The sequence below is a fragment of the Nocardia salmonicida NBRC 13393 genome, assembly GCF_001613085.1.
Taxonomy (GTDB): domain Bacteria; phylum Actinomycetota; class Actinomycetes; order Mycobacteriales; family Mycobacteriaceae; genus Nocardia; species Nocardia salmonicida.
The window spans coordinates 40,346-67,028 of sequence record NZ_BDBR01000008.1 but is presented as its reverse complement, the minus strand read 5'-3'; the positions used below and the strand labels follow the sequence as shown (position 1 = coordinate 67,028).

The 26,683-nt window shown below is 68.0% G+C and carries 26 protein-coding genes; 8 read left to right on the top strand and 18 right to left on the bottom strand.

The genetic code is table 11. From position 1 onward, the window contains the following. Window position 1: 1 nt before the first annotated feature. From carB to NS1_RS08060, 7 genes are all read right to left on the bottom strand, one after another. Entirely contained in the window at window positions 2-3,364 is a 3,363-nt protein-coding gene (gene carB, locus NS1_RS08090) for a carbamoyl-phosphate synthase large subunit (RefSeq protein WP_056810569.1), read from the bottom strand. Continuing rightward, on the bottom strand, window positions 3,364-4,479 hold the full coding sequence (carA, locus tag NS1_RS08085) for a glutamine-hydrolyzing carbamoyl-phosphate synthase small subunit (RefSeq protein ID WP_062983032.1): 1,116 nt from the start codon (window positions 4,477-4,479) through the stop codon (window positions 3,364-3,366). Before carA ends, carB begins: the two co-directional genes overlap by 1 nt. After that, complete coding sequence (locus tag NS1_RS08080; protein ID WP_056810572.1) at window positions 4,476-4,979, bottom strand: PH-like domain-containing protein; 504 nt, start codon at window positions 4,977-4,979, stop codon at window positions 4,476-4,478. Before NS1_RS08080 ends, carA begins: the two co-directional genes overlap by 4 nt. Window positions 4,980-4,991: 12 nt before the next feature. Beyond that, window positions 4,992-6,290, bottom strand: coding sequence for a dihydroorotase (locus tag NS1_RS08075; RefSeq protein WP_062983030.1), 1,299 nt, complete (start codon window positions 6,288-6,290; stop codon window positions 4,992-4,994). Beyond that, window positions 6,287-7,240, bottom strand: coding sequence for an aspartate carbamoyltransferase catalytic subunit (locus NS1_RS08070; RefSeq protein ID WP_062983028.1), 954 nt, complete (start codon window positions 7,238-7,240; stop codon window positions 6,287-6,289). Before NS1_RS08070 ends, NS1_RS08075 begins: the two co-directional genes overlap by 4 nt. After that, the gene (gene pyrR, locus NS1_RS08065; RefSeq protein ID WP_056810577.1) at window positions 7,237-7,836 is read right to left on the bottom strand and encodes a bifunctional pyr operon transcriptional regulator/uracil phosphoribosyltransferase PyrR; all 600 of its coding nucleotides are present in this window, start codon (window positions 7,834-7,836) and stop codon (window positions 7,237-7,239) included. The genes NS1_RS08070 and pyrR overlap by 4 nt, the downstream gene beginning before the upstream one ends. A 418-nt stretch (window positions 7,837-8,254) precedes the next feature. Next, window positions 8,255-9,103: an SAM-dependent methyltransferase gene (locus tag NS1_RS08060; RefSeq protein WP_062983026.1), complete on the bottom strand. Its 849-nt coding sequence runs from the start codon at window positions 9,101-9,103 to the stop codon at window positions 8,255-8,257. A gap of 100 nt (window positions 9,104-9,203) precedes the next feature. Between NS1_RS08060 and NS1_RS08055 the strand changes: the two genes are divergently transcribed. The 3 genes from NS1_RS08055 (at window position 9,204) to NS1_RS08045 (ending at window position 10,898) form a co-directional block, all read left to right on the top strand. Further along, window positions 9,204-9,761 carry a TetR/AcrR family transcriptional regulator gene (locus NS1_RS08055; protein ID WP_062983024.1) on the top strand — a complete coding sequence of 186 codons (558 nt, stop codon included), beginning with the start codon at window positions 9,204-9,206 and terminating at the stop codon, window positions 9,759-9,761. A 53-nt stretch (window positions 9,762-9,814) separates the two neighbouring features. Then, a complete protein-coding gene (locus NS1_RS38545) occupies window positions 9,815-10,450 on the top strand; it encodes a GNAT family N-acetyltransferase (protein WP_063816098.1) in 636 nt (211 codons plus the stop codon). A gap of 157 nt (window positions 10,451-10,607) precedes the next feature. Next, window positions 10,608-10,898: a hypothetical protein gene (locus tag NS1_RS08045; RefSeq protein ID WP_056815412.1), complete on the top strand. Its 291-nt coding sequence runs from the start codon at window positions 10,608-10,610 to the stop codon at window positions 10,896-10,898. A 383-nt stretch (window positions 10,899-11,281) separates the two neighbouring features. Here the strand turns inward: NS1_RS08045 and NS1_RS08035 are convergent, their stop codons facing one another. The 5 genes from NS1_RS08035 to NS1_RS08015 form a co-directional block, all read right to left on the bottom strand. Then, window positions 11,282-12,217, bottom strand: a complete 936-nt coding sequence (locus tag NS1_RS08035) for a MerR family transcriptional regulator (RefSeq protein WP_062983023.1) — start codon at window positions 12,215-12,217, stop codon at window positions 11,282-11,284. A gap of 101 nt (window positions 12,218-12,318) precedes the next feature. Further along, a complete protein-coding gene (locus NS1_RS08030) occupies window positions 12,319-13,230 on the bottom strand; it encodes an EamA family transporter (RefSeq protein WP_062983021.1) in 912 nt (303 codons plus the stop codon). Window positions 13,231-13,321: 91 nt separating this feature from the next. Beyond that, window positions 13,322-14,884, bottom strand: a complete 1,563-nt coding sequence (locus NS1_RS08025) for an FAD-dependent monooxygenase (RefSeq protein ID WP_062983495.1) — start codon at window positions 14,882-14,884, stop codon at window positions 13,322-13,324. Window positions 14,885-15,035: 151 nt separating this feature from the next. Further along, window positions 15,036-15,671, bottom strand: coding sequence for a LysE family translocator (locus NS1_RS08020; protein WP_062983019.1), 636 nt, complete (start codon window positions 15,669-15,671; stop codon window positions 15,036-15,038). A 73-nt stretch (window positions 15,672-15,744) separates the two neighbouring features. Beyond that, a complete protein-coding gene (locus tag NS1_RS08015; RefSeq protein ID WP_062983017.1) occupies window positions 15,745-16,320 on the bottom strand; it encodes a TetR/AcrR family transcriptional regulator in 576 nt (191 codons plus the stop codon). 98 nt (window positions 16,321-16,418) lie between these two features. Here NS1_RS08015 and NS1_RS08010 point away from each other — a divergent pair, with 98 nt between their 5' ends. Together NS1_RS08010 and NS1_RS08005 are read left to right on the top strand one after the other, a co-directional pair. Next, entirely contained in the window at window positions 16,419-17,384 is a 966-nt protein-coding gene (locus tag NS1_RS08010) for a quinone oxidoreductase family protein (protein WP_062983015.1), read from the top strand. Window positions 17,385-17,415: 31 nt separating this feature from the next. Then, complete coding sequence (locus tag NS1_RS08005) at window positions 17,416-17,634, top strand: hypothetical protein (RefSeq protein ID WP_062983013.1); 219 nt, start codon at window positions 17,416-17,418, stop codon at window positions 17,632-17,634. A 45-nt stretch (window positions 17,635-17,679) separates the two neighbouring features. Here NS1_RS08005 and NS1_RS08000 read toward each other — a convergent pair whose 3' ends face one another. Beyond that, window positions 17,680-18,087, bottom strand: a complete 408-nt coding sequence (locus NS1_RS08000) for a YybH family protein (RefSeq protein ID WP_056810597.1) — start codon at window positions 18,085-18,087, stop codon at window positions 17,680-17,682. On the opposite strand from NS1_RS08000, the gene NS1_RS07995 reads away from it, so the two are divergent. Further along, on the top strand, window positions 18,079-18,507 hold the full coding sequence (locus NS1_RS07995; protein ID WP_062983011.1) for a winged helix-turn-helix transcriptional regulator: 429 nt from the start codon (window positions 18,079-18,081) through the stop codon (window positions 18,505-18,507). The genes NS1_RS08000 and NS1_RS07995 overlap by 9 nt on opposite strands. A gap of 51 nt (window positions 18,508-18,558) precedes the next feature. Further along, on the top strand, window positions 18,559-19,182 hold the full coding sequence (locus tag NS1_RS07990) for an alpha-ketoglutarate-dependent dioxygenase AlkB (protein ID WP_062983009.1): 624 nt from the start codon (window positions 18,559-18,561) through the stop codon (window positions 19,180-19,182). Between the two features lie 21 nt (window positions 19,183-19,203). Here NS1_RS07990 and NS1_RS07985 read toward each other — a convergent pair whose 3' ends face one another. After that, window positions 19,204-20,436, bottom strand: coding sequence for an alpha/beta fold hydrolase (locus NS1_RS07985; protein ID WP_062983007.1), 1,233 nt, complete (start codon window positions 20,434-20,436; stop codon window positions 19,204-19,206). A gap of 651 nt (window positions 20,437-21,087) precedes the next feature. On the opposite strand from NS1_RS07985, the gene NS1_RS07980 reads away from it, so the two are divergent. After that, the gene (locus NS1_RS07980) at window positions 21,088-23,346 is read left to right on the top strand and encodes a nuclease-related domain-containing protein (protein WP_084503592.1); all 2,259 of its coding nucleotides are present in this window, start codon (window positions 21,088-21,090) and stop codon (window positions 23,344-23,346) included. Between the two features lie 655 nt (window positions 23,347-24,001). Here the strand turns inward: NS1_RS07980 and NS1_RS07975 are convergent. From NS1_RS07975 to NS1_RS07960, 4 genes are all read right to left on the bottom strand, one after another. Further along, a complete protein-coding gene (locus tag NS1_RS07975; RefSeq protein WP_062983005.1) occupies window positions 24,002-24,268 on the bottom strand; it encodes a YciI family protein in 267 nt (88 codons plus the stop codon). 2 nt (window positions 24,269-24,270) lie between these two features. After that, on the bottom strand, window positions 24,271-24,789 hold the full coding sequence (gene nusB, locus NS1_RS07970) for a transcription antitermination factor NusB (protein ID WP_056810618.1): 519 nt from the start codon (window positions 24,787-24,789) through the stop codon (window positions 24,271-24,273). A 2-nt stretch (window positions 24,790-24,791) separates the two neighbouring features. Beyond that, window positions 24,792-25,355 carry an elongation factor P gene (efp, locus tag NS1_RS07965; RefSeq protein WP_056810621.1) on the bottom strand — a complete coding sequence of 188 codons (564 nt, stop codon included), beginning with the start codon at window positions 25,353-25,355 and terminating at the stop codon, window positions 24,792-24,794. A gap of 65 nt (window positions 25,356-25,420) precedes the next feature. Beyond that, window positions 25,421-26,542 carry a M24 family metallopeptidase gene (locus NS1_RS07960; RefSeq protein WP_062983004.1) on the bottom strand — a complete coding sequence of 374 codons (1,122 nt, stop codon included), beginning with the start codon at window positions 26,540-26,542 and terminating at the stop codon, window positions 25,421-25,423. Window positions 26,543-26,683: the final 141 nt, after the last annotated feature.

The following is a 26,683-nucleotide window of genomic DNA, read 5'->3' as shown; positions in this document are numbered from 1 at the left end:
GTCAGCCACGCAGCTTCGAGTGCAGTTCCTGCAGCGAGCGCACCCCGATGCCACCGTTGATGCCCGCCTCGATGCCCTGCACCGCCGCAGCCGCGCCCTGCACGGTGGTGATGCACGGGATGTTCGCGCCCACCGCGGCGGTGCGGATCTCGTAGCCGTCCACGCGAGGGCCCGAGTTGCCGTAGGGGGTGTTGAACACGATGTCGATCTCGCCGTCGCGGATCTGCTCCACGATCGAGGCCTCCGGCATGCCGGTGGCCGGATCGGTGGATTCCGGATCGGAGTGCTTGCGTGCCTGTTCGCAGGGAATGCCGTTGCGGCGCAGGGTTTCCGCGGTGCCCTCGGTGGCGAGGATGCGGAAGCCCAGGTCGTGCAGGCGCTTGATCGGGAACACCATGGCGCGCTTGTCGCGGTTGGCGATCGAGACGAACACGGTGCCCTCGGTCGGCAGCGAGCCGTAGGCGGCGGCCTGGCTCTTGGCGAAGGCGGTGCCGAAGTCGGCGTCGATGCCCATGACCTCACCGGTGGACTTCATCTCCGGCGAGAGCAGCGAGTCGATGCCGGAGCCGTCGGCGCGACGGAACCGGTGGAAGGGCAGCACGGCTTCCTTCACCGCGACCGGCGCGTCCAGCGGCACGTGGCCGCCGTCGCCCTCGGGCGGCAGCATGCCTTCCTTGCGCAGGTCGGCGATGGTGGCGCCGAGCATCACGCGCGCGCAGGCCTTGGCCAGCGGCACGGCGGTGGCCTTGGAGACGAACGGAACCGTCCGGCTCGCCCGGGGATTGGCTTCCAGGACGTAGAGCACGTCGTCCTTGAGGGCGTACTGCACATTGAGCAGGCCCTTGACGCCGATGCCCTTGGCCAGCGCGATGGTGGAGCGGCGCACGGCCTCGATGTCGCTGCGGCCCAAGGTGATCGGGGGCAGCGCGCAGGCGGAGTCACCGGAGTGGATACCGGCTTCCTCGATGTGTTCCATCACGCCGCCGAGGTAGACCTCGTCGCCGTCGCACAGCGCGTCGACGTCGATCTCGATGGCGTCTTCGAGGAAGCGGTCGACCAGCACCGGGTGATCGGGGTTCAGTTCGGTGGCACGGGAGATGTAGCCCTCGAGCGAGGTCTCGTCGTAGACGATCTCCATGCCGCGCCCGCCCAGCACGTAGGACGGGCGGACCAGCACCGGGTAGCCGATCTCGTTGGCGATCTTCTTGGCCTGCGCCACCGTGGTGGCGGTGCCGTACTTGGGCGCGGGCAGTCCGGCGGCGATCAGCACGTCACCGAATTCGCCACGGTCCTCGGCCAGGTCGATCGCGGCCGCGGAGGTACCGACCACCGGCACGCCGGCGTCGGTGAGCCGCTGCGCCAGACCCAGCGGGGTCTGGCCGCCGAGCTGCACGATCACACCGGCGACGGTGCCCGACTCGGCTTCGGCGTTGTACACCTCGAGGACGTCCTCGAAGGTGAGCGGCTCGAAGTAGAGGCGATCGGCGGTGTCGTAGTCGGTGGAGACGGTTTCGGGGTTGCAGTTGACCATCACGGTCTCGTACCCGGCGGCCGAGAGGGTCTGTGCCGCGTGCACACACGAGTAGTCGAACTCGATGCCCTGACCGATGCGGTTCGGGCCCGAACCCAGGATGATGACCTTCTCGCGCTCTCGCTGGGGCGCGACCTCGGACTCCGCACCGGGATCCAGCTCGTAGGTGCTGTAGTGGTACGGGGTCTTGGCCTCGAACTCCGCGGCGCAGGTGTCGACGGTCTTGTAGACCGGGCGCACCTGGAGGCGGTGACGCAGCGAGCGCACGCCCGCCTCGCCCGCCAGCTCGGGGCGCAGTGCCGCCAGCTGACGGTCCGACAGGCCGTAGTGCTTGGCGCGGCGCAGCAGATCCTCGTCGAGGACGGGCGCATCGAGGACTTCGGTCCGCAGCTCGACCAGGCCGAGCACCTCGGCGACGAACCACGGGTCGACACCGGAGGCCAGCGCGACCTCTTCGATGCTCGCGCCGTAGCGCAGCGCCCGCTCGACCTGGTAGATGCGGCCTTCGGTCGGCACGCGCAGGTCGGCGAGGATGGCTTCGATCGCCTCGCGTACCGACGCCGGATCGCTCGGATCCGCCGGGGCCCACTGGCCGTCGTCGGTGGTCCAGAAGCTGGCGGCCTTGGTCTCGAGCGAGCGCAGCACCTTGCCGAGGGCCTCGGAGAAGTTGCGGCCCATCGACATGGCCTCGCCCACCGACTTCATGGTGGTGGTCAGCGTGGCATCGGCGCCGGGGAACTTCTCGAACGCGAACCGCGGCGCCTTCACCACGACGTAGTCGAGGGTCGGCTCGAACGATGCCGGGGTCTCGCCGGTGATGTCGTTGACGATCTCGTCGAGGGTGTAGCCGATGGCCAGCTTGGCGGCGATCTTGGCGATCGGGAAGCCGGTGGCCTTCGACGCCAGCGCCGAGGAACGCGAGACGCGGGGGTTCATCTCGATGACGATCAGGCGACCGTCGGCCGGATCCACCGCGAACTGGATGTTGCAGCCGCCGGTGTCGACGCCGACCTCGCGCAGGATCGCGATGCCGAGATCGCGCATCTTCTGGTACTCGCGGTCGGTGAGGGTCATCGCGGGGGCCACGGTGACCGAGTCACCGGTGTGCACGCCCATCGGGTCGACGTTCTCGATCGAGCAGACGATGACCACATTGTCGTTGCGGTCGCGCATGAGCTCGAGTTCGAACTCCTTCCAACCGAGGATGGACTCCTCGATCAGGACGTTCGCGGTCGGCGAGGCGGACAGGCCGCCGCCGGCGATGCGGTCGAGGTCTTCCTCGTTGTAGGCCATGCCCGAGCCGAGCCCGCCCATGGTGAACGAGGGACGCACGACCACGGGGTAACCGAGGTCGGCGACGGTCTCGCGGACTTCGTCCATGGTGTAACAGACGGCGCTGCGGGCACTCTCGCCGCCGACCTTGGCGACGATGTCCTTGAACTTCTGCCGGTCCTCACCGCGCTGGATGGCGTCGAAGTCGGCGCCGATCAGCTCCACGTTGTACTTCTGCAGCACACCGTTCTCGTGCAGCGCGACGGCGGTGTTGAGCGCGGTCTGCCCACCGAGGGTGGCCAGGATGGCGTCGGGGCGTTCCTTCTCGATGACCTTCTCGACGAACTCCGGGGTGATCGGCTCGACGTAGGTGGCGTCGGCGAACTCCGGGTCGGTCATGATGGTCGCCGGGTTGGAGTTCACCAGCGAAACGCGCAGTCCCTCGGACCGCAGCACCCGGCACGCCTGGGTACCGGAGTAGTCGAATTCGCACGCCTGGCCGATCACGATCGGGCCAGAGCCGATCACCAGGATGTGCTTCAGATCCTCGCGGCGAGGCATCAGGCTCCTTCCATGAGACCGGCGAAACGGTCGAACAGGTATGCGGCGTCGTGCGGGCCTGCGGCGGCCTCGGGGTGGTACTGCACCGAGAAGGCGCGGCCGTCGATCAGCCGGACCCCTTCGACGGTGCCGTCGTTGGCGCAGATGTGGGAGACCTCGGCCTTGCCGAACGGGGTGTCGAACACCTCGCCGCGCTCGCCTTCGAGAGCGAAGCCGTGGTTCTGGGCGGTGATGGACACGCGGCCCGTGCCCTCTTCGATCACCGGGATGTTGATGCCGCGGTGGCCGAACTTCATCTTGTAGGTGCTGCGACCCAGTGCCCGGCCCAGGATCTGGTTGCCGAAGCAGATGCCGAACAGCGGGATTCCGCGCTCGAGCACGCCCTGGGTGAGCGCGATGGCGCCGGTCTGGGTGGCCGGGTCGCCGGGGCCGTTCGACAGGAACACGCCGTTGGGGTTGAGCGCGAGGATGTCGTCGAGGGAGGTGTTCGACGGCACCACGTGGGTGCGCACGCCGCGCTCGGCGAACATGCGCGGAGTGTTGGTCTTGATGCCCAGGTCGACCGCGACGACGGTGAACTTGTGATCGCCAATCGGTTCGATCGTGTACATCGCGTCGGTGCTGACCTCTTCGGCGAGGTCGGCGCCCAGCATCGAGGCCTGTCCGTTGACCCGCGCGAGGAGTTCCTCGTCGGTGGCCAGCGCGGCGCCGGAGAAGATGCCGGCCTTCATCGAACCGCGGCTGCGCAGGTGGCGGACCACCGCGCGGGTGTCGATGCCCGCGATGCCGACCACGTCCTGGCGGTCGAGCTCGTCGGTCAGCGTGCCGGTGGCGCGCCAGTTGGAGGAGACCCGCGAGGGGTCGCGCACGGCGTAGCCGGCGACCCAGATCCTGGCGGACTCGTCGTCCTCGTCGTTCCAGCCGGTGTTGCCGATCTGCGGGGCCGTGGCCACCACGATCTGGCGGGCGTAGCTGGGGTCGGTCAGGGTTTCCTGGTACCCGGTCATCGCCGTGCAGAACACGGCCTCACCAAGTGTCTGGCCCTGTGCGCCGAAGGCGGTACCGCGGAATACGCGGCCGTCCTCGAGCACCAAGGCTGCCTTCACTGTGCTCATTCATCGTCTCCCGTCGTCACCCTGGTATCCGCAGTCCATGCCGGGTACACCGTCTTGTCGTCGCCCCGGAATCCGGTATCTATCTCGGTTCCGGTCGGCAGTGTCCAGCGAATTACCAGCACACCATTTTCGGTCATCACCTTGCCCGCGTGTCCGCGCTCGGTACGCACGGCTGTCACCGATTCCTGCGGAATCCAGATCACCGTGGCGCCGTCGCGTTCGAGCAGAATTCCGCGTTCGAACCGCGTCAGTTCGGCGGTCGCCCGGAATCCCAGGTCACCGACCGCGATCCGGTCCTGCCAGCTGGGCGCGATGGTGCTGCCCAGGTACATCCCGGTGGTCGGTTCCAGTAGTTGTGCGCCCAGTTCGGCCGGCACCGTCGGCAGTTCGCCGATGCGTGCCTGCTGCCGCGTGGCCTTCTTCTGCCATGCCCGGTACATCAGCCACAGGCACACCACGAAAAATGCCAGCAGTCCGACTACCCACAGCGTTCTTTCCACGTCCTGGCCTCCCTAGATCCCGACCGCCTTGCCCTCGCGGGCAGTTACCCGGCCGCGCAGCACGGTGGCTGTGACCTCGGCCGGGAACGTCATGTCCTCGAACGGTGTGTTGTTCGAGATACTCGCCAGCTCGGCGCCGCGCACCGTCCACTCGGCGTCGGGGTCGATCAGCGTGAGGTTCGCGGGCTCGCCGACCGCGATCGGGCGACCGTGGTCGTCGAGGCCGACGATCGCGGCGGGCTTCTCGCTCATCACCTTCGCGACGCCGCGCCAGTCGAGCAGGCCGGGCTCGACCATCGTCTGCACGATGATCGACAGCGCCGTCTCGAGGCCGAGCATGCCGGGGCGGGCAGCCGCGAATTCGCAGCACTTGTCCTGCTCGGCGTGCGGAGCGTGGTCGGTGGCGACGCAGTCGATGACGCCGTCGGCCAGTGCCTGGCGCAGGGCTGCCACGTCGGTGGACTCGCGCAGGGGCGGGTTCACCTTGTTGACCGCGTCGTAGGTTTCCAGTCGCGAGTCGTCGAGGAGCAGGTGGTGCGGGGTGACCTCGGCGGTGATCGAGATGCCCTGGGACTTGGCCCATTTCACCAGTTCGACGGTGCCCGCGGTCGAGGCGTGGCAGATGTGCACCCGGGCGTTCGCGTCGCGGGCCAGCAGTGCGTCACGCGCGACGATCGACTCCTCGGCGGCGCGCGGCCAGCCGTGCAGTCCGAGGCGCGCGGCGTTGGGGCCTTCGTGGGCGATGGCATTCTTGGTCAGGCGCGGTTCCTCGGCGTGCTGGGCGATGAGCACGCCCAGGGAGTTCGCGTATTCGAGGGCGCGGCGCATGATCAGCGGGTCGTCGACGCAGTGGCCGTCGTCGGAGAACATCCTGACCTGGCCGATACCGGCGGCCATGGTGCCCATCTCGGCAAGCTGCTTACCCTGCAGGCCGACCGTCACGGCACCGACCGGGAACACGTCCACGAGGCCGACTTCCTGGCCGCGACGCCACACGTGGTCGGTGATGACCACCGAGTCGGCGACCGGGCTGGTGTTGGCCATCGCGAACACCGCGGTGTAGCCGCCCAGTGCGGCGGCGGCGGAACCGGTTTCGATGGTTTCGGTGTCTTCGCGGCCGGGTTCGCGCAGGTGCGTGTGCAGGTCGACGAAGCCGGGCAGCAGGATCTGGCCGTTGCCCTCGATCACCTCGGCGTCGTCGGACGCGGTGAGGCCGGTGCCGATGTCGGCGATGACGGTGCCGCGCACCAGGACGTCGACGGGGTCGCCTTCGCCGTAGGGCTTGACGTTCTTGATCAGCAGCTCACTCATACCGTTTCCTCCTGGCCGACGAGCAGCCGGAACAACACGGCCATCCGCATATGCACACCGTTCGAGACCTGCTGCAGCACAGCCGATTTCGGCGAATCCGCGACCGCAGAGGCGATTTCCATACCGCGCAGCATCGGGCCAGGGTGCAGGACGACGGCGTCGTCGCCGAGCAGCGCGAGCCTGCGCTCGGACAGTCCGTAGTTGATCGAATATTCGCGGGCCGACGGGAAGAACCCGCCGTTCATCCGCTCCGCCTGCACGCGCAACATCATCACCGCGTCGGCACCGGGCAATTCGGCGTCGAGCGAGCTCGAGACCCGGCAGGGCCAGGCATCCACGCCGACGGGCAGCAGGGTGCGCGGCGCGACCAGCACCACTTCGGCGCCGAGCGTGTCGAGCAGGGAGACATTGGAGCGGGCGACCCGGCTGTGCAGGATGTCGCCGACCAGCACGATCCGCTTGCCCTCGATGTCACCGAGGCGCTGACGCAGGGTGAGTGCGTCGAGCAGGGCCTGGGTGGGGTGCTGGTGGGTGCCGTCGCCGGCGTTGATGATCGACGGGGCGACGCGGTTCTCCTCGCGCGCCCACTGCTCCATCCAGCGCGCGATCTGGTGCGCGGCGCCCGAGGCCGGGTGGCGCACGATCAGCGCGTCGGCGCCCGCCGCGTGCAGGGTGAGCGCGGTGTCGCGCAGCGATTCGCCTTTGGAGACAGAAGAACTCGACGCGCTGACATTGATCACGTCGGCGCTCATCCACTTGCCCGCGACCTCGAAGGACACCCGGGTGCGCGTGGAGTTCTCGTAGAACACCGTCATCACGGTGCGGCCCCGCAGGGTGGGCAGCTTCTTCACCTCGCGGCCGAGCAGGGCCTGTTCGAAGCGCTCGGCTTCGTCGAGGAGTTCGGTGGCGGTGCCGCGATCCAGGTCGGCGACCGTCAGCAAATGCTTCACTCTTGACCTTCCTGATGCAGATACACGCCGTCACGGCCGTCGTGCTCGACCATCAGCACCGAGATGTCCTCGGCGCGGGAGGTCGGCACGTTCTTGCCCACATAGTCGGCGCGGATCGGCAGCTCGCGGTGGCCGCGGTCGATGAGGACCGCCAACTGCACCGCGCGGGGGCGGCCCAGGTCGCGCAGCCCGTCGAGGGCGGAGCGGACCGTCCGGCCCGAGAACAGCACGTCGTCGACTAGGACGACCAGGGAGTTCTCGATGCCGCCGTCGGGTACCGAGGTGCGTTCGAGCGGGCGATGCGGGCGAGAGCGCAGGTCGTCGCGGTACAGGGTGATGTCGAGGGAGCCGAGCGCGGGGCGCACACCGGAGAATTCCTCGATCTTGTCCGCCAGCCGATTCGCCAGAGTGGTGCCGCGGGTGGGGATTCCCATGAGAACCACCCGCGGTGCGTCGGCGTCGCCGGAATCCAGGGCGGTCTTCTCGATGATCTGGTGCGCGATACGCGCTACGGTCCTGGTCACGTCCGATGGCGACAACAACTCGCGACCGGCTGCGACCCACTCCGGGGTGTGCCGCTGCGATGTTTCGCTCATCTGTCCACCTCGCTGGCGCTCGGGGGACAGATGCGCGATGCGCGCTGCGTTGTTGGTTCGCTTGCACGCTCGCTCACGCCGGTTCCGGCCACCCGTTCGGGCACAGCCATGCCGACCTCCTTCCCCGCCTCACCGGACGGTCCGTTAAAGGATGCCTAACTCGCCCGTCAGCCTATCAGCGCCGCGGGATGCCTTTGACCAGGTAGGCCCACCTGTGAGCGCGACCACGAACCGCCGACTGGGGACCGCTGCCGTGGCGGTGATCACAGGCGCGCCGAAAGTGCAGCGAGCGCACATATTTCACCGCCACGGAGCCAGGCGACGACCACCCGGCGCGAACCGGTCCGTGATCGCATTCACGTCGTCGGAACGACCTCGATAACTGGGGTCGTCCCCGCACGACATGGTTCAGGTTCGGTCACACTCGCTCGGCGAGCACCACGCCGACCTCCGGGTCGTTCACCGCCACGTCTCGACCGAGGGGAACGATCATGTCGTCCCAGGCGCGGAACCGGGTGCGCCAGCCATGTTCGACCAGCCACTGTTCCCCCGGACGCCCGGCATCCGGAGGTATCGGCGCATCGCTGTCGCCCGCGACGAGTCGACGCAGTTCGGCATAGGGCGGGGCGTCGGGATCGACGGCGAAGCGGCTGAGCCCGAATCGGCTCCCAGGGGCGGACAGGGCCGTCAGCGTTGCCACCACACGGAGGTGGTCCTCGGGAGGGAGGTATGGGAGCGCGCCCTCGTCGATCCAGTGCGTCGGCCGGTCAGACCGAAACCCCTGCTCCCGCAACGGGTCGGCCCAGTCTGTTCGCAGGTCGATCGGCAGGACGTGCCGGTGCGCCGTCGGTGTGGCGTCCGCGGCGCGCAGCACCGGTTCTTTGAAGGCGAACAGCTCCGGCAGATCGAGTTCGTAGACGGTGGCGTCGGCAGGCAGACCCATCCGATAGGCCCGGGTATCCAGTCCGGCGCCGAGCAGGACGATCTGGCGACATCCGGCGGCGACCGCCTCGGCCACCCGGTCGTCGACCAACCGAACGCCGACGGATCGGCCCGCGAAGAACTGTTCGGCCAACGCCTCGACTCGCTCCCACCGCGCCGCGCCGCCCTCGGTGCGGGCGAAGTCGCGGCGCGCGGCATCGACGAACGCCGTGGCGAGGGGGTCGTCGTAGAGCCGATCCGGCCTGCGCGACTCCTGCTCACGGATCACCGCGACCCCGATCGCTGTCAGTGCCACCCCGGCGGTGGGCGCGTTCACCTGTGTCATCGTGATCCTCCTAGAAACTAACTTGCCGACCGGCTAGTGATCTCGGTCATGATCCGACGGTAGGCTTGTCCTAGCCGGTCGTCAAGCAAAGGAAAGCCCCGTGGACGGACGTCGTAGCGACACCAAGGAACGCATTCGCACGGTGGCGATGGAACTGTTCTCCGAGCGCGGCTACGAGAAGACGTCGCTACGCGAGATCGCCGAGCGACTCGGCGTCACCAAAGCCGCGCTGTACTACCACTTCCGGACCAAGGAAGACATCGTTGTCAGCCTGTCCGACGATCTGCGTCGCGGCATCGACGACATCGTCACCTGGGCCGAACAGTCCCAGCCCGGGCACGAGCGCGCCGAGCAGATCCTGCGCCGCTACAGCGCGCTCCTGCACAGTCTCGGCCGTGACATGGTGCGGTTCTGGCACGAGAACCAGCCCGCGTTCCGTGACCTGGGTTTCGGTGCGGGGCTGCGCTACCAATTCCGCGTCCTCGCCGATCTCATGACCGGCCCCGACGCCGCCCCGCTCGACGTCTATCACGCCCGGCAAGCGCTGCTCGCGATCAGCTGGAGCGTGTCGATGATGGACGATCTCGAGCTGACCGACGATCAGATGCACACCGCCGCAACGGATATAGCGATCGACATCCTCGCCCGGATCACCTAGCCGGGCGCCGGAAATGCGTTGCCACGGCGTCGTGGGGTCCGCCATCATCGGTCATGACCATCGGCAGCAGCGCCCATCCCGGGTCGACGCCCCCGGAGCGGATCGATCTGGGCGATCTCCTGGTGCGCCGTTGGCGCCGCACTGACCTGACTCGCCAGTTCGCCGCGTTGAGCGCCTCACACACCCACCTGCGGCCGTGGATGTCGTGGGCCGAGCAACCACCCACGCTCGCCGGACAACGCCGATCCCTCCAGACCTCGGCCGCGCACTGGCCTACGCCCGACGGCGGCTACCTGTACGGAATCTTCACCGCGCGGGGCGAGGTGGCGGGCGGCATCGGACTCCACGACAGGGTCGACCCCGCCGCCTTGGAGATCGGTTACTGGTGCCATGTCGCCCACACCGGCCGGGGCATCATCACCCGGGCCGTCCACGCCCTGACCGCCGCCGCGCTCGCCCTCCCCCACATCGTTCGGGTCGAAATCCATTGCGACGCGGCCAATGTCCGTAGCGCGGCTGTTCCACAGCGGCTCGGATACGACCTGGTCAGCACTGCCCCGCGCCCGCGGACGGCGCCCGCCGACTCCGGCATCGGAATGGTCTGGGCGACAACGGCGCGGGCCGGAGTCGCGGCGAATGGGGGCCGAGAAGGTCGCTTGTCGCCCGATGACCCACCGACTAGACTGTGACGCGCACCACATCGCGACGGCTGTTCGGTGCCGCCGCCCAGGGCAATCGTGATTCGATCGGAGCGCCGGGTCACGGTGTTCGACCGCGACCCGCCGCCCCTCGGGCCGGGACCGAAGTCACTCCAACCTCGCTCGACCGTGTAAGGAGATGACCGCCATGACGGTTGCCGTCGAACTCGAATTCACCGGCTCGACTCTCGAACAGTACGACCAGGCCCTCGCGAAGATGGGCTTCGAGCACGGCGGCTCCGGCGGTCCAGGACTCCTGTTCCATCTGGCCAGGAAGACCGACACCGGATTCCACGTCACCGACGTCTGGGAATCCGCCGAGCAATTCCAGAGCTTCGCCGAATCCACCCTCGGCCCCGTCGGCATGGAAGTGGGCATGCCCAATCAGCCCACCATCGAAGTCCACGAAATCTACAACTACCTCGCCCAGGGCAACTGACTCACGGCACCGCCGATCACTCGCCGAACCATCACGACAATTTCGAACACAACAACGCCGGCCCCTCGGCGTCTAACCATTCGCCACCGGTCCACGAGTCCACATCGTGCCAAGCGAATTCTTCGGGCATCGACCGAGGACGCACGAACAGGTGCTGATGAATGTGCGCGACGGACCGACCGGCGATCATCGAGAACACATGTCGCGGTGCGAGTTCCGCGTCGAGGGCTCGCGCACCACACCGCGCGTGCCGGCGCCTGCGCCTCCTCCCACTCCAGGTGCGCGAGATTGCCGACATGGCGGCGGGGCTCGACGAACAAGTAGCCCGGCACAACCCCCGCGCCCGCACCGAGGACACGGTGGATGACGACTACTACTGATGATCAGGGCGTGTGGGCGCGGAGTGCTCGGGCGAACCAGGTGAAGATCGGGGCCAGGTCGGGTTGTTCGCGCCAGGCGTTCACGGTGGCGAGTAGGCGCCAATAGCGTTGTACGCGTGCGTCGTCGGCTACTTCGAGGCGTTCCAGAATCCACGCGCGGAGGGCGTTGTCGTCGGGGCGGTCGAAGGTCGTGGCGTAGCGGGTGGTCAGGGCGTCGACGATGGGGGTCGCGGCGGGAGGTTCCGGGGAGACACCTGTGGCGATGGCGTCGGCGACGAGGGTGCGGACGGCTTCGGTGAGGTCGTGGTGCAGGCCGGTGGTGTCGCCTGCGGCGCGTTCACGGGCCTGGTAGTCGGCCATGCGGCGGACGGCGTCACGGAAGTCGTTGTCCTGCACCAATTCTGCCAGTTCCATCCAGGCTGCTAACTGGTCGGGGGTCGGGTCGTCGGGGAGGTCGGGCACGCTCGCGCGGACCAGTTCCACCATGGCGGGGTTGGCGGCGTAGCGGCCGAAGGTGTCGTCGACGAAATCCTCGATGAGGCGATGCCTTTCGGCGGCGGACAGGGCGGCGAGTCGGTGCATGAGTCCCATCTCTCGTTGATCGGATTTCCGGGCGGCCACCGCACGCAACACGGCCCGGCGCACACGCAGGGCCCTGATCTCGACGTCGAGCGCGTCCGCGTGCGTGGCGGCGATCGCTGCCATCGACGTTTCGCGATCGAGTACCTCGCGCACAGTGGTCAAGTCCATGCCGAGCGCACGCAAGGTGCGGACGAGCTCCAGCTGTGCGATCGCGGCGGTGCCGTAGAGGCGGTGGCCTGCCGGGCTGAGCCTGGTCGGCGCCACGATGCCACGGTCGGCGTAGAAGCGGATGGCCTTGACCGTGAGCGCGGTGCGCGCGGCCGCCTCCCCGATCGTGCAGAGCATGTCGTCGTCCATGGATCTCAGCGTGCCGCCTCCCTTCAGGGGAGATGCAACCCCTGTGCCGCTCACACTGGAATACCGGCTAGTTGATCCTCGTGCCTGATCGGGGCGACCGGTCACAGTGGCGCGGGCGGTTCCGGCGCGGTCTGACGGGTGGGCAGCGCGCTGATCGTCAGGGCCAGCATGACCAGGGCGATGCCCGCGAGTTCGAGCATCGTGGGCCGTTGCGCGAGGGCGATCGCGCCGACGACGGTCGCGGTCGCCGGGAGCAACGCGAGCAGCAAGGCGAAACGCGCGCGGCCTACGGCGGTCAGCACCACCTGGTCCAGCGCGTACGGCACCGCGCTCGACAGCACGCCGACACCGAGACCGAGCAGCCAGGTCCGCGGGTCGGCGAACACCGCGGCATCGATCGCCAGCTGCGGGATCAGCACGAACGGTGCCAGCAGCACGGCGGCGGCCGCCATGCCGACAGCGAGGGAATCCTGGCCGTCGCCGGTGTCGGCGACGCGCTTGCCGACCAGGATGTAGGCCGCCCACAGAACGGCCGAGGCGAGCGCGAAACCCACACCGACCAGCTCGACACCGAGTTGCACGCCGGCCAGCAACACCACCCCGATCGCCACCAGCGCCACGGCGAGCAGGTCGCGAGCCCGTCGCGAGCCCAGTGTGGCAACAGCGACCGGACCGAGGAATTCGATGGCAACGGCGGTACCGAGCGGGATGCGCGCGATGGCCTCGTAGAACACGATGTTCATCGACACGGTGACGATCCCGAAGCCCGTCGCCGTCACGACGCCCCGCCGCGTCCAGCGGGTCCGCCACGGACGTCGCCATGCCAGCAACGCCACTCCCGCCGCGGCGGCGCGCAACCAGGCGACCGTGGCCGGTTCGGTGGTGTCGAAGAGGAATACGCCGAGTGCCGCGCCCACATATTGCGAGGTCGCCGCGACGATGAACACCATCGGCACCGACCAGCCTGGCAACACGCGCGTCGCCGACCGTTCGGTGGTCGAGATCGAATTCATCCCAGGAGTAATCCACAGACGGACACGGATTTCAACGCGGTGACATTGCGTCACGTGGCGGTCACGTGAGTGGGACCCCGCTGTCGGAAACTCAGCGCCGGAAGCCGAACGCTTCCCGGTGTTCGCGCGATTCCTGGACGCCGAACCACATGGTCAGCGCCGCACGCAGATCAGCGGCGGCGGTGTCCGATGGTTCGCCGATCGTCCCTGCCCAGGCGATATGACCGTCGGGGCGGATCAGCAGAGCGTCGGCCGGGCGATCGAGGGTCTTGCCCGAGTGGATCTCGACGCGCGGCGCCCACTCTCCGACGACCTCGCGCAGGTCGGCACGGTCGGCCAGGTCGAGGAAGATCGGTCGCGCGGCGTGCATGAGTTCGGCGACGCCGGTGGTGCCCTGATCGGTGTGCAGGATCAGATCGGGTGCGAAAGTGCCGGTGAGCGAATGGGTTCCGCTGATCTCGTAGCGCAGATCGGTACCGGCGACGAGGGCTCCCATGCGGCGCAACGCGGGTTCGTCGGACAGGAGTTCCTGGAATACCGCTCGCAGTGCCTCGGCGGCGGGGTCCTGGCCCTGGCGAAGGGCGGCCTGGGCGCGGGTCTGCAGCAGTGCGCGGCCACCGGCGAAGTGGCGTTCGGAGTGGTAGGTGTCGAGCAGGTCTGCCGGTGCCCAACCTCGGAGATCGGCGGCCAGCTTCCAGGCCAGGTTCACCGAATCGGTCATGCCGAGGTTCATCGCGGCACCGGTGGCGGGCAGCAGATGCGCCGCGTCACCGGCCAGGAAAACCCTGCCCACCCGGTAGTTTTCGGCCTGCCGGTCCTGGAATTGGTAGCGCGACAAGCGAGTCGGCGCGCCCAGCGGAACCTCCGCGCCCAGCACGCGTCGCACGCTGTCGCCGAGTTCGGCCATGGACAGCGGTTCGTCGTTGTCGTATTCGGCATCGTCGTTCTCGGTGGTCTGGAAGAACATCACCCGGTCCTCGGCACTGACCCGGCCGAGCGCGAACACTCCGTTGTCGGTGTGAGTGAATCCCGGATCGATCCGGCCGAATCCGGGCACCTCGATCCCGCCGTCGTCGAGCACGGTCACCGACTCGTGCACCGCGACCACCGCCAACCGGTTGACCTCCGGATAGGTGCTGCCGGGAAAGCCGATCCCCGCCAATTCGCGGATCCGGCTGCGGCCACCGTCGCAGCCGACCAGGTAGCGGGCACGCACCCGGTAGCGCCCGTCCGGGCCGTTCACCTCCGCGATCACCGCGTCGTCGACCTGGGTCACCGCGAGCACCTCGTGTCCGCGCCGGATCTCGGCGCCGAGGTCGACGGCGTCCTCGGCCAGCAGTTCCTCGACCCGTGCCTGCGGCATCGCCATGGCGTGCATCGGCGTTTCGTCGAGCCCGGTGAAGTCCAGGTACACCCCGCCGAAGGGGAAGATCGGCTTCGGACTCGGGTCACCGCTGCCCGCGATCATCCGATCGAGCAGTCCCCGATATCGCAGCACATCCAGAATCCGCCCACCGAGACCACTGGCCTTCTGCGCGGTGCCCGGCTGTTCCCGACGCTCGAGCACCAACGGCCGCACCCCCGCCCGACCCAGTTCCCCCGCCAGCATCATTCCGGCAGGTCCAGCGCCGACAACGATCACGTCGGTGGTCATCTCTTGCATCTTCGTCACTCCCGAATGTGGCTGGTCCCTGCGTTGCCCAGCGATTCTGCAGCACCACCGGGGCCTTGCCGCAAGCCCCCGGGTGAGCTATAAGTTAGAAGGGGCAACGAGTGAGCACACCTCGGAAGAGGCCCGATATCGGTCAGTGGGTACCGGTCAGCGCCATACCCGCCCCGACTCCGATGATCATCAGTCCGCCTGTGCTGCCGACAGTTTCGAGGCGACGCGGAGAACGCGCGAACCACGACCGCGCCGTCGCCGCGAGCAGTGCCCAGCAACCATCCGACAGCGCCTGGATCGTCAGGAAGATCGCGCCCAGGATCAGCAGTTGCGCGGGCAGTGCACCCTGGGCTGGTACCGCGAACTGCGGAAGGACCGCGCCGAAGAAGACGATCGTCTTGGGGTTGGTGGCACCGACGATGAATCCCTGGCCGAGCACCCGACTTCCACCGACGCTCGGGGCATTCGAGTGCAAGGCCGCCGCCAGCTCCTTGCGCCGCCGGATCGTCGCGACGCCCAGATAGATCAGGTATCCGGCTCCGACAATCTTCACGATCAGGAACAACGTCGCCGAGGCCATCAAGACCGCACCGAGGCCCACCGACACCGCGACCAACGGCACGAACGATCCGGCGACGGCCCCCGCGACCGACAGCACAGCGGACCGGCGCCCCAGCGTCAATGCCCGGCCGATCGCGAACAGCACGTTCGGGCCGGGAATCACGATGATGATCAGGGAGGCGACGGCGAAGGCCGCGGCATGTGACAGCGGAACCATCTGTCGCAGCGTAGCGGCGACCGGCGGACTTCGTGTGACAGTGCCGCTTCCGCGGTAACCGCGAACAACGCGCTCAGGGAACGCGCAGAACCGAACGAACCAGTTCCTCGATCGCCGAGCGCAATCGGTCGACTTCTCCTGCTCTGGCCATGTGCTGAGCTAGTTCCCCGCCGACAGTCGACAACAACAGTGCGCCCACGGTGTCGGCGTCGATATCGGGCCGGACCTCACGTAGGAGCGTGCCGATGTGCTGAGCCCAGAACGTATGGAATTCGGCGCTGCGCGGATGCGGCGGCATCGCCTGATAGGCCGCGATCAACTCCACGTCGTCGGTGACCAGACTCGTCATGGCGTCGAAGAAGGCCAGTAGCCGATCGGTCGCCGCCGCGCCGGGTCCCAGGGGTGGCGGGCCGCTCGAGACCGCCGCCATCAGCGCGACAGCGCCCTCGGCGACGAGCTCGTAGAGCAGGCCCGCGCGGCTGCCGAACCGGTGGAAGATGGTGCCCTTCCCGACGCCCGCCGCCGCCGCCACGCGGTCCATCGTCACCCCGGCCGCGCCGTGTTCGGCCAGCAGCGTGGCGGTGGCATCGAGGATCGCTCGACGGTTGCGCGCCGCGTCGGCGCGTTCGGTGGGACGTCGGTCGGTCATCGCACCCGCTTTCTCGGCACCCGCCGATCGTTGACAAGTTGACCGCCGGTCCATATCGTTCGAGATATCTGGACCGGCAGTCAACTTATGGAGTTCTGATGCAGGCAATCGTAATGACAGAGACCGGCGCACCCGAGGTCCTGGTCGCGCGTGAGGTCGGCGAACCTCGTCCGGGCGACGGGCAGGTCGTCGTCCGGACGGAGGTGGTGCCGGTGCTGTACCCGGAGACCAAGGTCCGGGCCGGCGCGTTCCCCTTTCCCGCACCACTGCCCGAGGTCTTCGGATTCCAGGCGGCGGGCACTGTGGTCGATCTGGGCGCGGGCGTAGATCGAGGATTGCTCGGCGCGCGGGTGGTCGCGTCGACCAGCGGGTTCGGATCCTATGCCGAACTCGTTGTCGCCGAAGCCGATTCGGTGACGGTGATTCCGGAGGGTCTGACCACCGAGCACGCCGCCGCGATCCTGATGTCAGGGTCGGTGGCGCTGGCCCTGATGCAGACCGCGGCGGTCGCCGCAGGCGAGACCGTGCTGATCGAAGCAGCGGCGACCGGCGTCGGCGGCCGTCTCGCCCAGCTGTGCGCCGCCGCGGGCGTGCGCGTCATCGGCACCGCGGGCGGGGAACAGAAAGCCCGCCTCGCCCGCGACAACGGTGCGCACGAAGTGCTCGACCACACCGCGCCCGACTGGGCGGACAAGCTGGCCGACCTGCTCGCGGGCGGCACGGTCGACGTCGTATTCGATTCCATCGGAGGCGATTCACTCATCCCACTGCTCGACCGGATCACGCCACTGCGCGGCCGGATTCTCAGCTACGGCTGGCTCGACGGCGCACCCGCACAGCTGGGCGTCACCGATCTGATCCTGCGCGGGCTCACGCTCACCGGCTGCGCGGGCAGCGCATGGCTCGGCGAAGTCGCCCGGCAGCGGTCGGCGGCGCTCACGGCTACGGCACAGGGACTACTGACACCCGCGGTACATTCGGTCCTCCCCCTCGCCGGTGCCGCGGACGCGCACCGAATGCTCGAGGACCGGGCCGCCTTCGGCACCGTTCTGTTGCGGCCGTGACGATCCCGGCGGCTCGGATCACCACCTTCACGTGACCGGATTCCTCGAGTGTCCTGCCAACGGCACACAACGATTCGAGATCGACGGTGCGGATCTCGCGGCCGAATTCCTCGAAGCGCAAGGTGTCCGCGATGAGCGCGGCGACATCGTCCGGGACGCCGTCGCCGCGCACACGACCGGCCTCAGCGACTCACCGGTGTACCGACGACGACCCGCCGCCATCTGGATCGCGGTCACCGGCCAGGACTGAGCCGGTAGTCCGTGCGGAACGGTTGCCGATCATAGGTCGCCGGCTTCAGGCGACACCGAACGGATTGTCGATGACGTAGCGCCAGAAGCCGTCGGCGTCGCGACGGGCGACGTCCGTGGCGGTTCCCGATACGTGGACCGGCTCGCCGTCCGGGCCGGTGCCGTCGATCTCCCAGTCGACGATGAGCAACGCGATATCTCCCGCGACGTACGTGTGGCGCGGGCTTACTCGGATAGGCAGGCCCAGGGCGAGGAACTCGGCATTGGCCGCGCGCAACGCGGGCCCGGTGACCTCGCTGCCCGGTTCCGGCACGAATACGGCGTCGTCGGTGTACACCTCGGCGAGCGAGTCCGAGTCGAAGGTGTTGAAGCGGGCCGCGAACACCGCGGGATGTTGCCTCGGGTCGACAGTGAGGGCGACAGTGGGGTTGTGACGAGAACTGGTATGGGTCATAGCGACAGCCAACTCGGCCCGCGCGTAGGCAACCAAACGGTGACCGACGCGGGCTGGGACGACGAGCTCGTGCCCGACGACCGCGGGCGAACCCGCGCGCCGGAACCTGACTGCCCCGTCGAGGTCACCCTGGCCGCCATCTCCGGCCGCTGGACAACTCTGGTTCTGCGCGAACTCATGAGTGGGCCGCTCTCGTTCGGCGAGTTACGGGACCGGCTGCCGTCGCTCAGCGCCAAAGTGCTGACCGACCGTCTCCGCGACCTCGAAGCACGCGCACTGGTCGAGCGACGGACGCACCGCGGCTTCCCCGTGCGCACGAGTTACGCCCTCACCGATCGCGGCCGGGCGCTGCGGCCACTTCTCCTCGAGCTCTATCGGACCGGCGACACCTTGGCAGCCTTGCGTCCGCAAGACTCCTGATCGAACACCATCTATCGAACATACATTCGAACACGTTGTAGACTGTCGCTCATGTCGCTGCCCCTGCAAGGTTCACTGTTCGACGGTGATGCGATTGCCCTGGGTTCGATCGAGGCGATCCGGCGCACCCAGCTCGATGCCACGAGCTGGGTCGATGTGATACCCGGCTGGCTCAGCGGCGCGAGTCAGCTGTTCGATCGGTTGGCCGAGCGGGTGCCGTGGCATGCCGAACGCAGGCCGATGTACGACCGGGTGGTCGACGTGCCGCGGCTGGTGTCGTTCTTCGGGGAGAACGATCCGCTGCCCGATCACATTCTGGTCGATGCGCGGGCGGCGCTCTCCGCGCACTACGCGGCCGAGCTCGGTGAACCGTTCCTGACGGCCGGGCTGTGCTTCTATCGCGACGGCCGCGACAGCGTCGCCTGGCACGGGGACACGATCGGCCGCGGCGCCACCCACGACACGATGGTCGCGATCGTGTCGGTCGGGGCGCCGCGCTCGCTGCTGCTGCGGCCGCGCGGTGGCGGTGCGAGTGTGCGGTTCACGGCGGGACATGGGGACCTGTTGGTGATGGGTGGCGCGTGTCAGCGCGCCTGGGAGCACGCGGTTCCCAAGACCGCGCGCCCCGTCGGACCCCGCATCAGCATCCAGTTCCGCCCGCGCGGCGTCCGGTGAACACCGACCCCCCGACAGCCGCTACGCGGTGGTCGGCAGGCCACCGTCTCGGGGGTCGGCGAGGGCTCGCGCCGCCACGGTGGGGGCGTAGCTCGCCAGCGCGCGGACGAGGTCCCGGATGCCTTCGCGAGTGGATGCCGACAGGCTCGCATGGCGTGCCACATCGAGCTCGTTGACAATCGTCAGCTCCGCGAAATCGCGCAGATCCGCCCCTTCGATCGCCCTCGACTCACCGGTGAACCGGTCGATCACGGTCAACGGTCGCTGCCCGAGGTCTCGGTATGTCCGCTCACGATCGCAGGCGCCGTAGAGGTACACCAGCGCCTCCGCATCGGCCCCGATGACGGCGCGCAGACGCCCGCGATCCTCGGTGGGAAGCAGGGCATGCGCGAAACCGTCGGTGCCATATGACGCGTGACAGATCGCCGCCAGCTGGGCACGTGGCGCGGCGTTCCATTCGACCGCGAGGGCGTGCACCCGATGCAGATGCGCGTGCAACGTCCCGCCGGGATGTTCGATGTGTTCCGTCCCGAGAGTGCGTTGGAATTCGAACGCACCGCGCACGACCGGGTCGGCGGCCAGCCAGCTGGGGACGCAGACCGACAGAATGCGGGCCAGTTCCTCTGGAGCTTCCCGCGCCACGAGGTGGCCGACATCTGACAACTCGGTGACGGTGACCCGAGGGTTCGCCGCGCGGAACCGGTCCACATCGGCGGCGCTGAGCGGTGAGCGTTCGGCATGCACGAGCAGGATGGGCAGGTCCGACGCCGCGGCCGTCGCCTGCAGTCGCGGGCCCCACGTCAGAGTGTCTTCCACGAGATCGGCCCGGCGATCGCCCAGCCCGAGATCACCGAGCCATGCGCGGACCCGATCCGGATCGGGCCAGGCCACGACATCCACGAGAACCAGGCCGACGACACGTTGCGCGACAGTCGGTTCGGCGAGGGCGGCGATGGCGGCCAGCCCGCCGATCGAGGCTCCCACCACGACGATCGGCGTCGGCTCACGCAGCACCATCTCGATCACGTCGTCGCGCAGCGCCCGAAGAGTTGTCGCCTGCCCGGTGCTCTCGCCGTGACCGCGCAGGTCGTAGGCCACCGTTCGCAACCCACCTTCGGCGAGGCGTGCCGAGATCGGTGCCCACACACGGCGATCCTCACCACCCGCGTGGAGCAACAGCACCGTCGGTCCCGCGCCGGTGACAGTGGCCCGCACAGTGACATCGCTCAGGGCGACGCTGACATCGGTGTCCATAGACGCTCCTCATTGAATTCCGGTGCCGAGCGCTGAATCGGACGTCCCCGCATTCGCCCGCAACCATCATCGGCGACACCCGACGAACGGGTCAATCCGCGGTGTCCCATGACCGACCACCGGTCTCAGCCTCCTCACCGCAAGCATCGGATCGACCGAACCCGCCATGAGTTCGTCGGATACAGCCGAATCGGCGTTCACTCCGCCGCTACCGACACCGCGACGCCACGCACCGGCGTCGAGCAGCAACGCCCGCGGGGTTCGATCATGTGACAGCGGTTCGTCGCCGTGACGGGGCCAGGGACTATGCCCGGTTGGCGGGTTGTGCGTGACTGAGGGATACGTTGACATGGCGGATTGTCGGTGGCTGGCCGTAGGATTCCGGGCATGGGGAGTTCACTTCTGCCGCACATGCGGGCGTCGAATGCATCGGCGGGGCTGGTCCTGGCGGCAGGTCAGGTCCCCGAGCCGCCACGAGAACGGGTTCGGCCGGTCGGCGAGGCATCGGCGGTAGGTCGAAACACGGGGGCGCCGTGGCGAGATCGGTAATCGACATTGCCGAAGGCGTTGCTCAGCAACAGGATTCGGTTTCGATACGGCTAGTGGAGGCCGTATCCTGGTAGAAGTCCGCAGTCAGGTGCACAGGGGGTCGTGGTGATCGTCGTTGTCGCGGACGAGAGCGAACTCGAAGGCGCGGAACAGATCGTCGGCGCGGCCCTCCGTGACCAGGCGTTTCGGGCGGGCGGCGTCGCCGTGTTCCGCTGCCATGTGCCGGAGAGCCGGGGCGGGTCGGTCGAGGTCGACGCGTTGGTGTGCACGCCGCAGAGCGTGACCATCGTGGAGGTGAAGGGTTTCACCGCCCGTCAGGAAGGCACTCTCGCCACCCCACCGAATGGGCCGTGGACCATCGACGGCGAGCCCGCCGCGCTCTATCACGCCGTCCGGGTACCGAATCCGTTCGTCCAGGTGCGCCGACAGGTGTTCGCCGCCAAGAGCTTGCTGCAGCAGTCCGGAATCTTCGGCTGGGTGAACGCGGTGATCGCGCTGGTGTCCCAGCCCGGCACCGAGATCACCATCGAGGAAACCAGAATCGCCGACGGGTACCGTGCGGTGCTGATCGATCGTGATGACGTCGGCGCGCTGCACGATCATTTCCAGGCGGAGAGCGGGCGCACCGTCCGGCTCAGCGTCGATGACGTCACCCGGGTGTTCGCCGCATTGAACCTGGGCCACCTGTTGCCGTCGCCCGATGAGCTGACGGCACAGGGTTTTCCGGCCGTTCTCGACCCGGCGACCACGTCCCGACCCGCCGGCCCGACTGCCGTGGAGCTCGGCTCCTCTTCAGGGACAGCAGATTCCGACACCACATCGAATCCGGCTGCGGCGTCGACCAGTTCGGCACGGGTCACCCAGGCGGCAACACCCGCCTTCCTCGCTGCGATCGACAGGCTCGCCCATCGAGCCCCTACGTCATCTCGCCCCGAGGAGTCCGCGACACCGCTACAGTCCGAGGAAGTGGCGGAATCACCTTCTTCGAGCGAGGAAAGCGTTGCACACGTTGATGATTCGGACAGCGGGGCGCTACCGGCCACCGCGATCGGACGGCCGCCATCCGGGCCCGAACCCGCTGATCAGGTGACGAACGAAGCCTCCTCGTCCGAGAAAGACCCGTCTCCGGACGACGCTGCTGAACGCGAGTCGGCCGAAACGGACACGGCTTCGCACAGCGAAAGCGTCGCACCCACCGCATCTTTCGACGACGACACGATAGACACGGACTCGCCTACCCCTGACGAAGTGGCCGAAGCATCGGACAGAGCGTCCGAAAACGTTGTCTCGCTGACCAAGTCGACCGCTGGAACCGGATCGTCCACGATCGATGATCCGTTGGCTGGTGACGGCGAACGTGCTGCGAGTGAAAGTTCGGCGTACCGCCACGAACCCACATCGGACGACAGGGAGGATGCCGCTACGAGCACCCCCGGTCCGACGGTCGGCGCGGGTGCGGCGGTCGGTACGGCTGCCGCCCTTGGCACCGCCGCCGCGATCGGTTCGGCCGGCTCGACCGGCAGGACCGGGTCGTGGAGCACTCCCTCGCCGTCGCGCGACACCCCCGCCGTCGCGCCCGCGTACCGTTCCCCGGAACCGGAAGCACCTCGGGAGAATTCGGAGCACTGGTCGGATTGGGTCGAACACGACCGGACGACGCGGCGACCGACGCTGTCGGACAGGTGGCGGTCATGGCGTCGGGGGAACGGTTCGTCGCTGATCGACCGGTGGCACAATCGCCCCGTTCGGGAGCGGAGTCGGCCGAGGCGAGGACTGCGGGTCGGGCCCGGTGTCGCATTGCTGCTGTTCATCGCCCTGTTCGGGGCCGGGTTCTTCGCGATCACGGCGGTACAGGCGAGCCGATTCGAGATGTCGGACTACGACCGCATGTGCGGCGCGGACAAGAAGCCGTTTCCTGATGCCGCGCCCTATCAGCGCGACGGCGCACGGCCGATCTACCTGTCCGGTGAACTCACGGCCATGGTCCACCCGGATGATCCGACCGCGTGGAACCCGGACGACCCGTCGACCGTGCAGCTCATCGCCTGCATGAAGCAGCTGGAACTGCGCGACCTCGTCCAGACCTGCCAGTACGGTCCCTCCGCCGGTGCACCGATAGGGCGCACCGTCAACCTCTTCCGCGCCACCTACGAGATCGCCGTCTACGAACTCCACACCGGACGCGAGGTGGCCAAGGCGACCATGCTCGGCGAACGCTATTCCGCCAACCCGTCCAACACCGACCCGGACCGCTGCCGAGCCGCCGCCGACGCCCCCGACTACCTCGGCCGCCGCCTCGGCCAACCCTCGGCGGCCCAGCTCACCGGCTTCCTCGCCCCGTTGGTCCACGCCGACCGCTGAACCCCTTGACCTCGAGCGCACTCGAGGTAGCAAGATCACTTCGTGCCCAGCGCACACCCGACACCGCGCCTACCCAGCGTCGGTCGCGTCTCCGCCGGTTTCCTCGTACACCCACCGGCGGAGGCCGTCGGGATCCTCGGTGATGCGTGAGTTCGATTGCGGCAGTGGCAAGCTGGCGGCGGTCGGCTTGATGGCCTGGGGTCTGCTCTCGCCGCGATCGGATACGGAGCGAACCGGCGATTGCGGGTACTACACAGATCCGGGGCGACGTGGCTGGGACTTCCATCGACGGGCATGTACCGACCCCGACGCGGTGTTGATCATCACCAGCGCATGGAGTACGCAGAAATGCGCGACGGGAGACCTGGACTTCTCCCGGGATCGCCGAAAGAACACCAGCAGCTCCAGGAAGTACCTGTGCACTCATCTCAATGCGAAAGTCGGTGAGTGTGTCAACGATCCGGGCAACACTTGGTTCGGCTACGCAAAGTTCCCTGTGGCGCAGGGGCATTCGAGGTCGACACCCGCGTCGATGCCGATGACGCCGAGGTCTGCGACGCCTCGCGGAAGCGGTTTCACGAGACAAAGCCGGTGCCGCACTTGAACAGCAGAACAGCCGCACGTCCACGTCGGACGTGCGGCTGTCCGGAACGGTTCACGCCGAAATGGTGATTTCCCATTCGTGGATCGTCAGGTCCGAGGCACCGGTGGTGTGCAGCGGATCGGAGTGCACCAGCGCTGTTGCGGCAGCATGGCTTTCGGCCAAGACAACGTAGGCACCGCCGGTGCCGTCGGTGAAGCCGCCGCTTTCCTGGAGTCGACCCGCGGCGAGCAGATCCTGCAGGAAGGTGCGGTGCGGTTCGATCACCGAGGCGTCGAACTTCGGGGTGCGCTCGGCCATCACGAGGTACTTGCGCGCCACGGTCAGGACTCCGCCTCGCCGCGGGCGGCCTTCGTGGCGGCGGTGGCCGCGGCGGCGGCGCGAACCTGGGGCGCCACCTGCACGACCTGGCCGAGCACGCCGTTCACGAACGACGGGGAGTCGTCGGTGGACAGTTCCTTGGCCAGCTCGACAGCCTCGTCGACCGCGACGACCGGGGGGACGTCGGTGGCGTGGAACAGTTCCCACACCGCGATCCGCAGGATGGCCCGGTCGACGGCGGGCAGCCGCTGCAGGGTCCAGTCCTGGAGGTAGCCCTCGATGGTGCCGTCGACCCGGTCCAGGTCGTCGGCGACGCCCTCGACGAGGGTGGTGGTGTAGGCGTGCACGGGGGCCACGCTCTGGTCGCGGGTCGCGAGGTCAGCGCGATCCGAGAGCAGCACGGAGACGTCGACATCGCGCGCCTCCGCCTCGAACAGCAGGTCCACGGCCCGGCGGCGTGCCTTGTGGCGCGCGCCGAGCTTCTTGAACGAGCCCTTCTTGTCTGCCGGGGAGTCGGTCACGATCAGCCGTTGACGCGGCCGAGGTAGCTGCCGTCGCGCGAGTCGATTTTCAGCTTGTCACCGGTGTTGATGAACAACGGGACGGCCACCTCGGCGCCGGTTTCCAGGGTGGCGGGCTTGGTGCCGCCGGTGGAGCGGTCGCCCTGCAGACCGATATCGGTGTGCTGCACGACCAGCTCGATGGTGACGGGGAGCTCCACGAACAGCGGCGCCTCCTCGTGCACGGCGACCTGCACGCCCATGTTCTCCAGCAGGAAGCGGGCACCGTCACCGATGGTGGCCTCCGGGATGGAGATCTGGTCGTAGGTGTCACCGTCCATGAAGATGTAGTCGGTGCCGTCGTGGTACAGGTAGGTCATGTCGCGACGGTCGACGGTCGCGGTCTCGACCTTGACACCCGCGTTGAAGGTCTTGTCGACAACCTTGCCGGACACGACGTTCTTCAGCTTGGTCCGCACGAACGCGGGGCCTTTGCCCGGCTTCACGTGCTGGAATTCGATGATCTGCTGGAGCTGACCGTCGATCTTCAGCACAAGGCCGTTCTTGAAGTCGCTGGTGTCCGCCACTGTCCTCGGATCTCCTCGTTCGTAATACTGCGTACTGGGGGGTTACTGCGTTCTGCGCGCCGATGTCACTCGACGACGATCAAGTCCTTGCTGGTGCGGGTGAGCAGTTCCGGGCCCGCTTCGCGCACCACGAGCGTGTCCTCGATCCGGACCCCGCCGCGGCCGGGAAGGTATACACCAGGTTCGACGGTCACCGCCACACCAGCCAGAAGTGTACCGGTACTCGTTTTCGCCACTCCGGGTGCTTCATGGATCTGCAGCCCTACCCCATGACCGAGACCGTGCACGAACTGCGGGCCGTACCCCGCTTCTTCGATGATCGTGCGGGCCGCGGCGTCGACCTCGCTGGTCTGCGCGCCGGGGGTGAGCGCCTCGGTTCCCGCGCGTTGCGAGCGGGCGACCAGTTCGTAGATGTCGCGCTGCCAGTCGGCGGGGGCGCCGAGGATCAGGGTGCGGGTCATGTCGGAGTGGTAGCCGTTGACCACCGCGCCGAAATCGAACTTCACGAAGTCGCCCACGGCAAGGACCGCGCCGGTCGGGCGATGATGCGGGATCGCCGAATTGGCGCCGGCGGCGACGATCGTCTCGAAGGAGATCGCCTCGGCCCCGTGCTCGAACATCGCCCATTCGAGGTCGCGGGCAACCTGGCGTTCGGTACGGCCCGCACGCAGCAGGCCGCGCTCGAGCAGGGTGGCCAGGCTCGCGTCGGCGGCCGCGCACGCCGCGCTCAGTTGATCCACCTCGTAGGGGTCCTTGACCATGCGCAACTGTTCGACCAGACCCGCGGTGGGAACGAGCTGCAATCCGGTGCGCAGTTCCTGGAACGCGGAATGCTGATCGACGGTCACCACATGACTTTCGAAGCCGACCCGGCCCAACTGCCATTCCCCCGACAGTTCGAGGATGCGGCGCGCGGTGGCCCGGCAGATCTCGGCCTGTAGGTCGGGAACCTGTTCGGCGACCTGGGCGGAGTAGCGGCCGTCGGTGCCGATGACGGTGCGGTCCTCGGCGCCGCGCATATCCCACGAGTGCACCAGGACAACGGCATTGGATCCGGTGAAGCCGGTCAGGTAGCGGATGTTGACCAGATCGGTCACCAGCAACGCGTCCACACCGTTTTCCACGAGCAGGCTCCGCAGGGCACCGCGCCGGGCCGCGTAATCGGGAGCCGTGTAGTCAGCACACATGGGTCAACGCTACCGCCCGAGGGGCGACCTGTCGGCACGTGATGCTCCGTATCCCGTGTCGACGGGCGACTGGATACGGCTTTGTTCACATGCGCCGAAGTTGTCCACATTCTCAGGGAGAACCCGCTTTCGGCCGTCGCG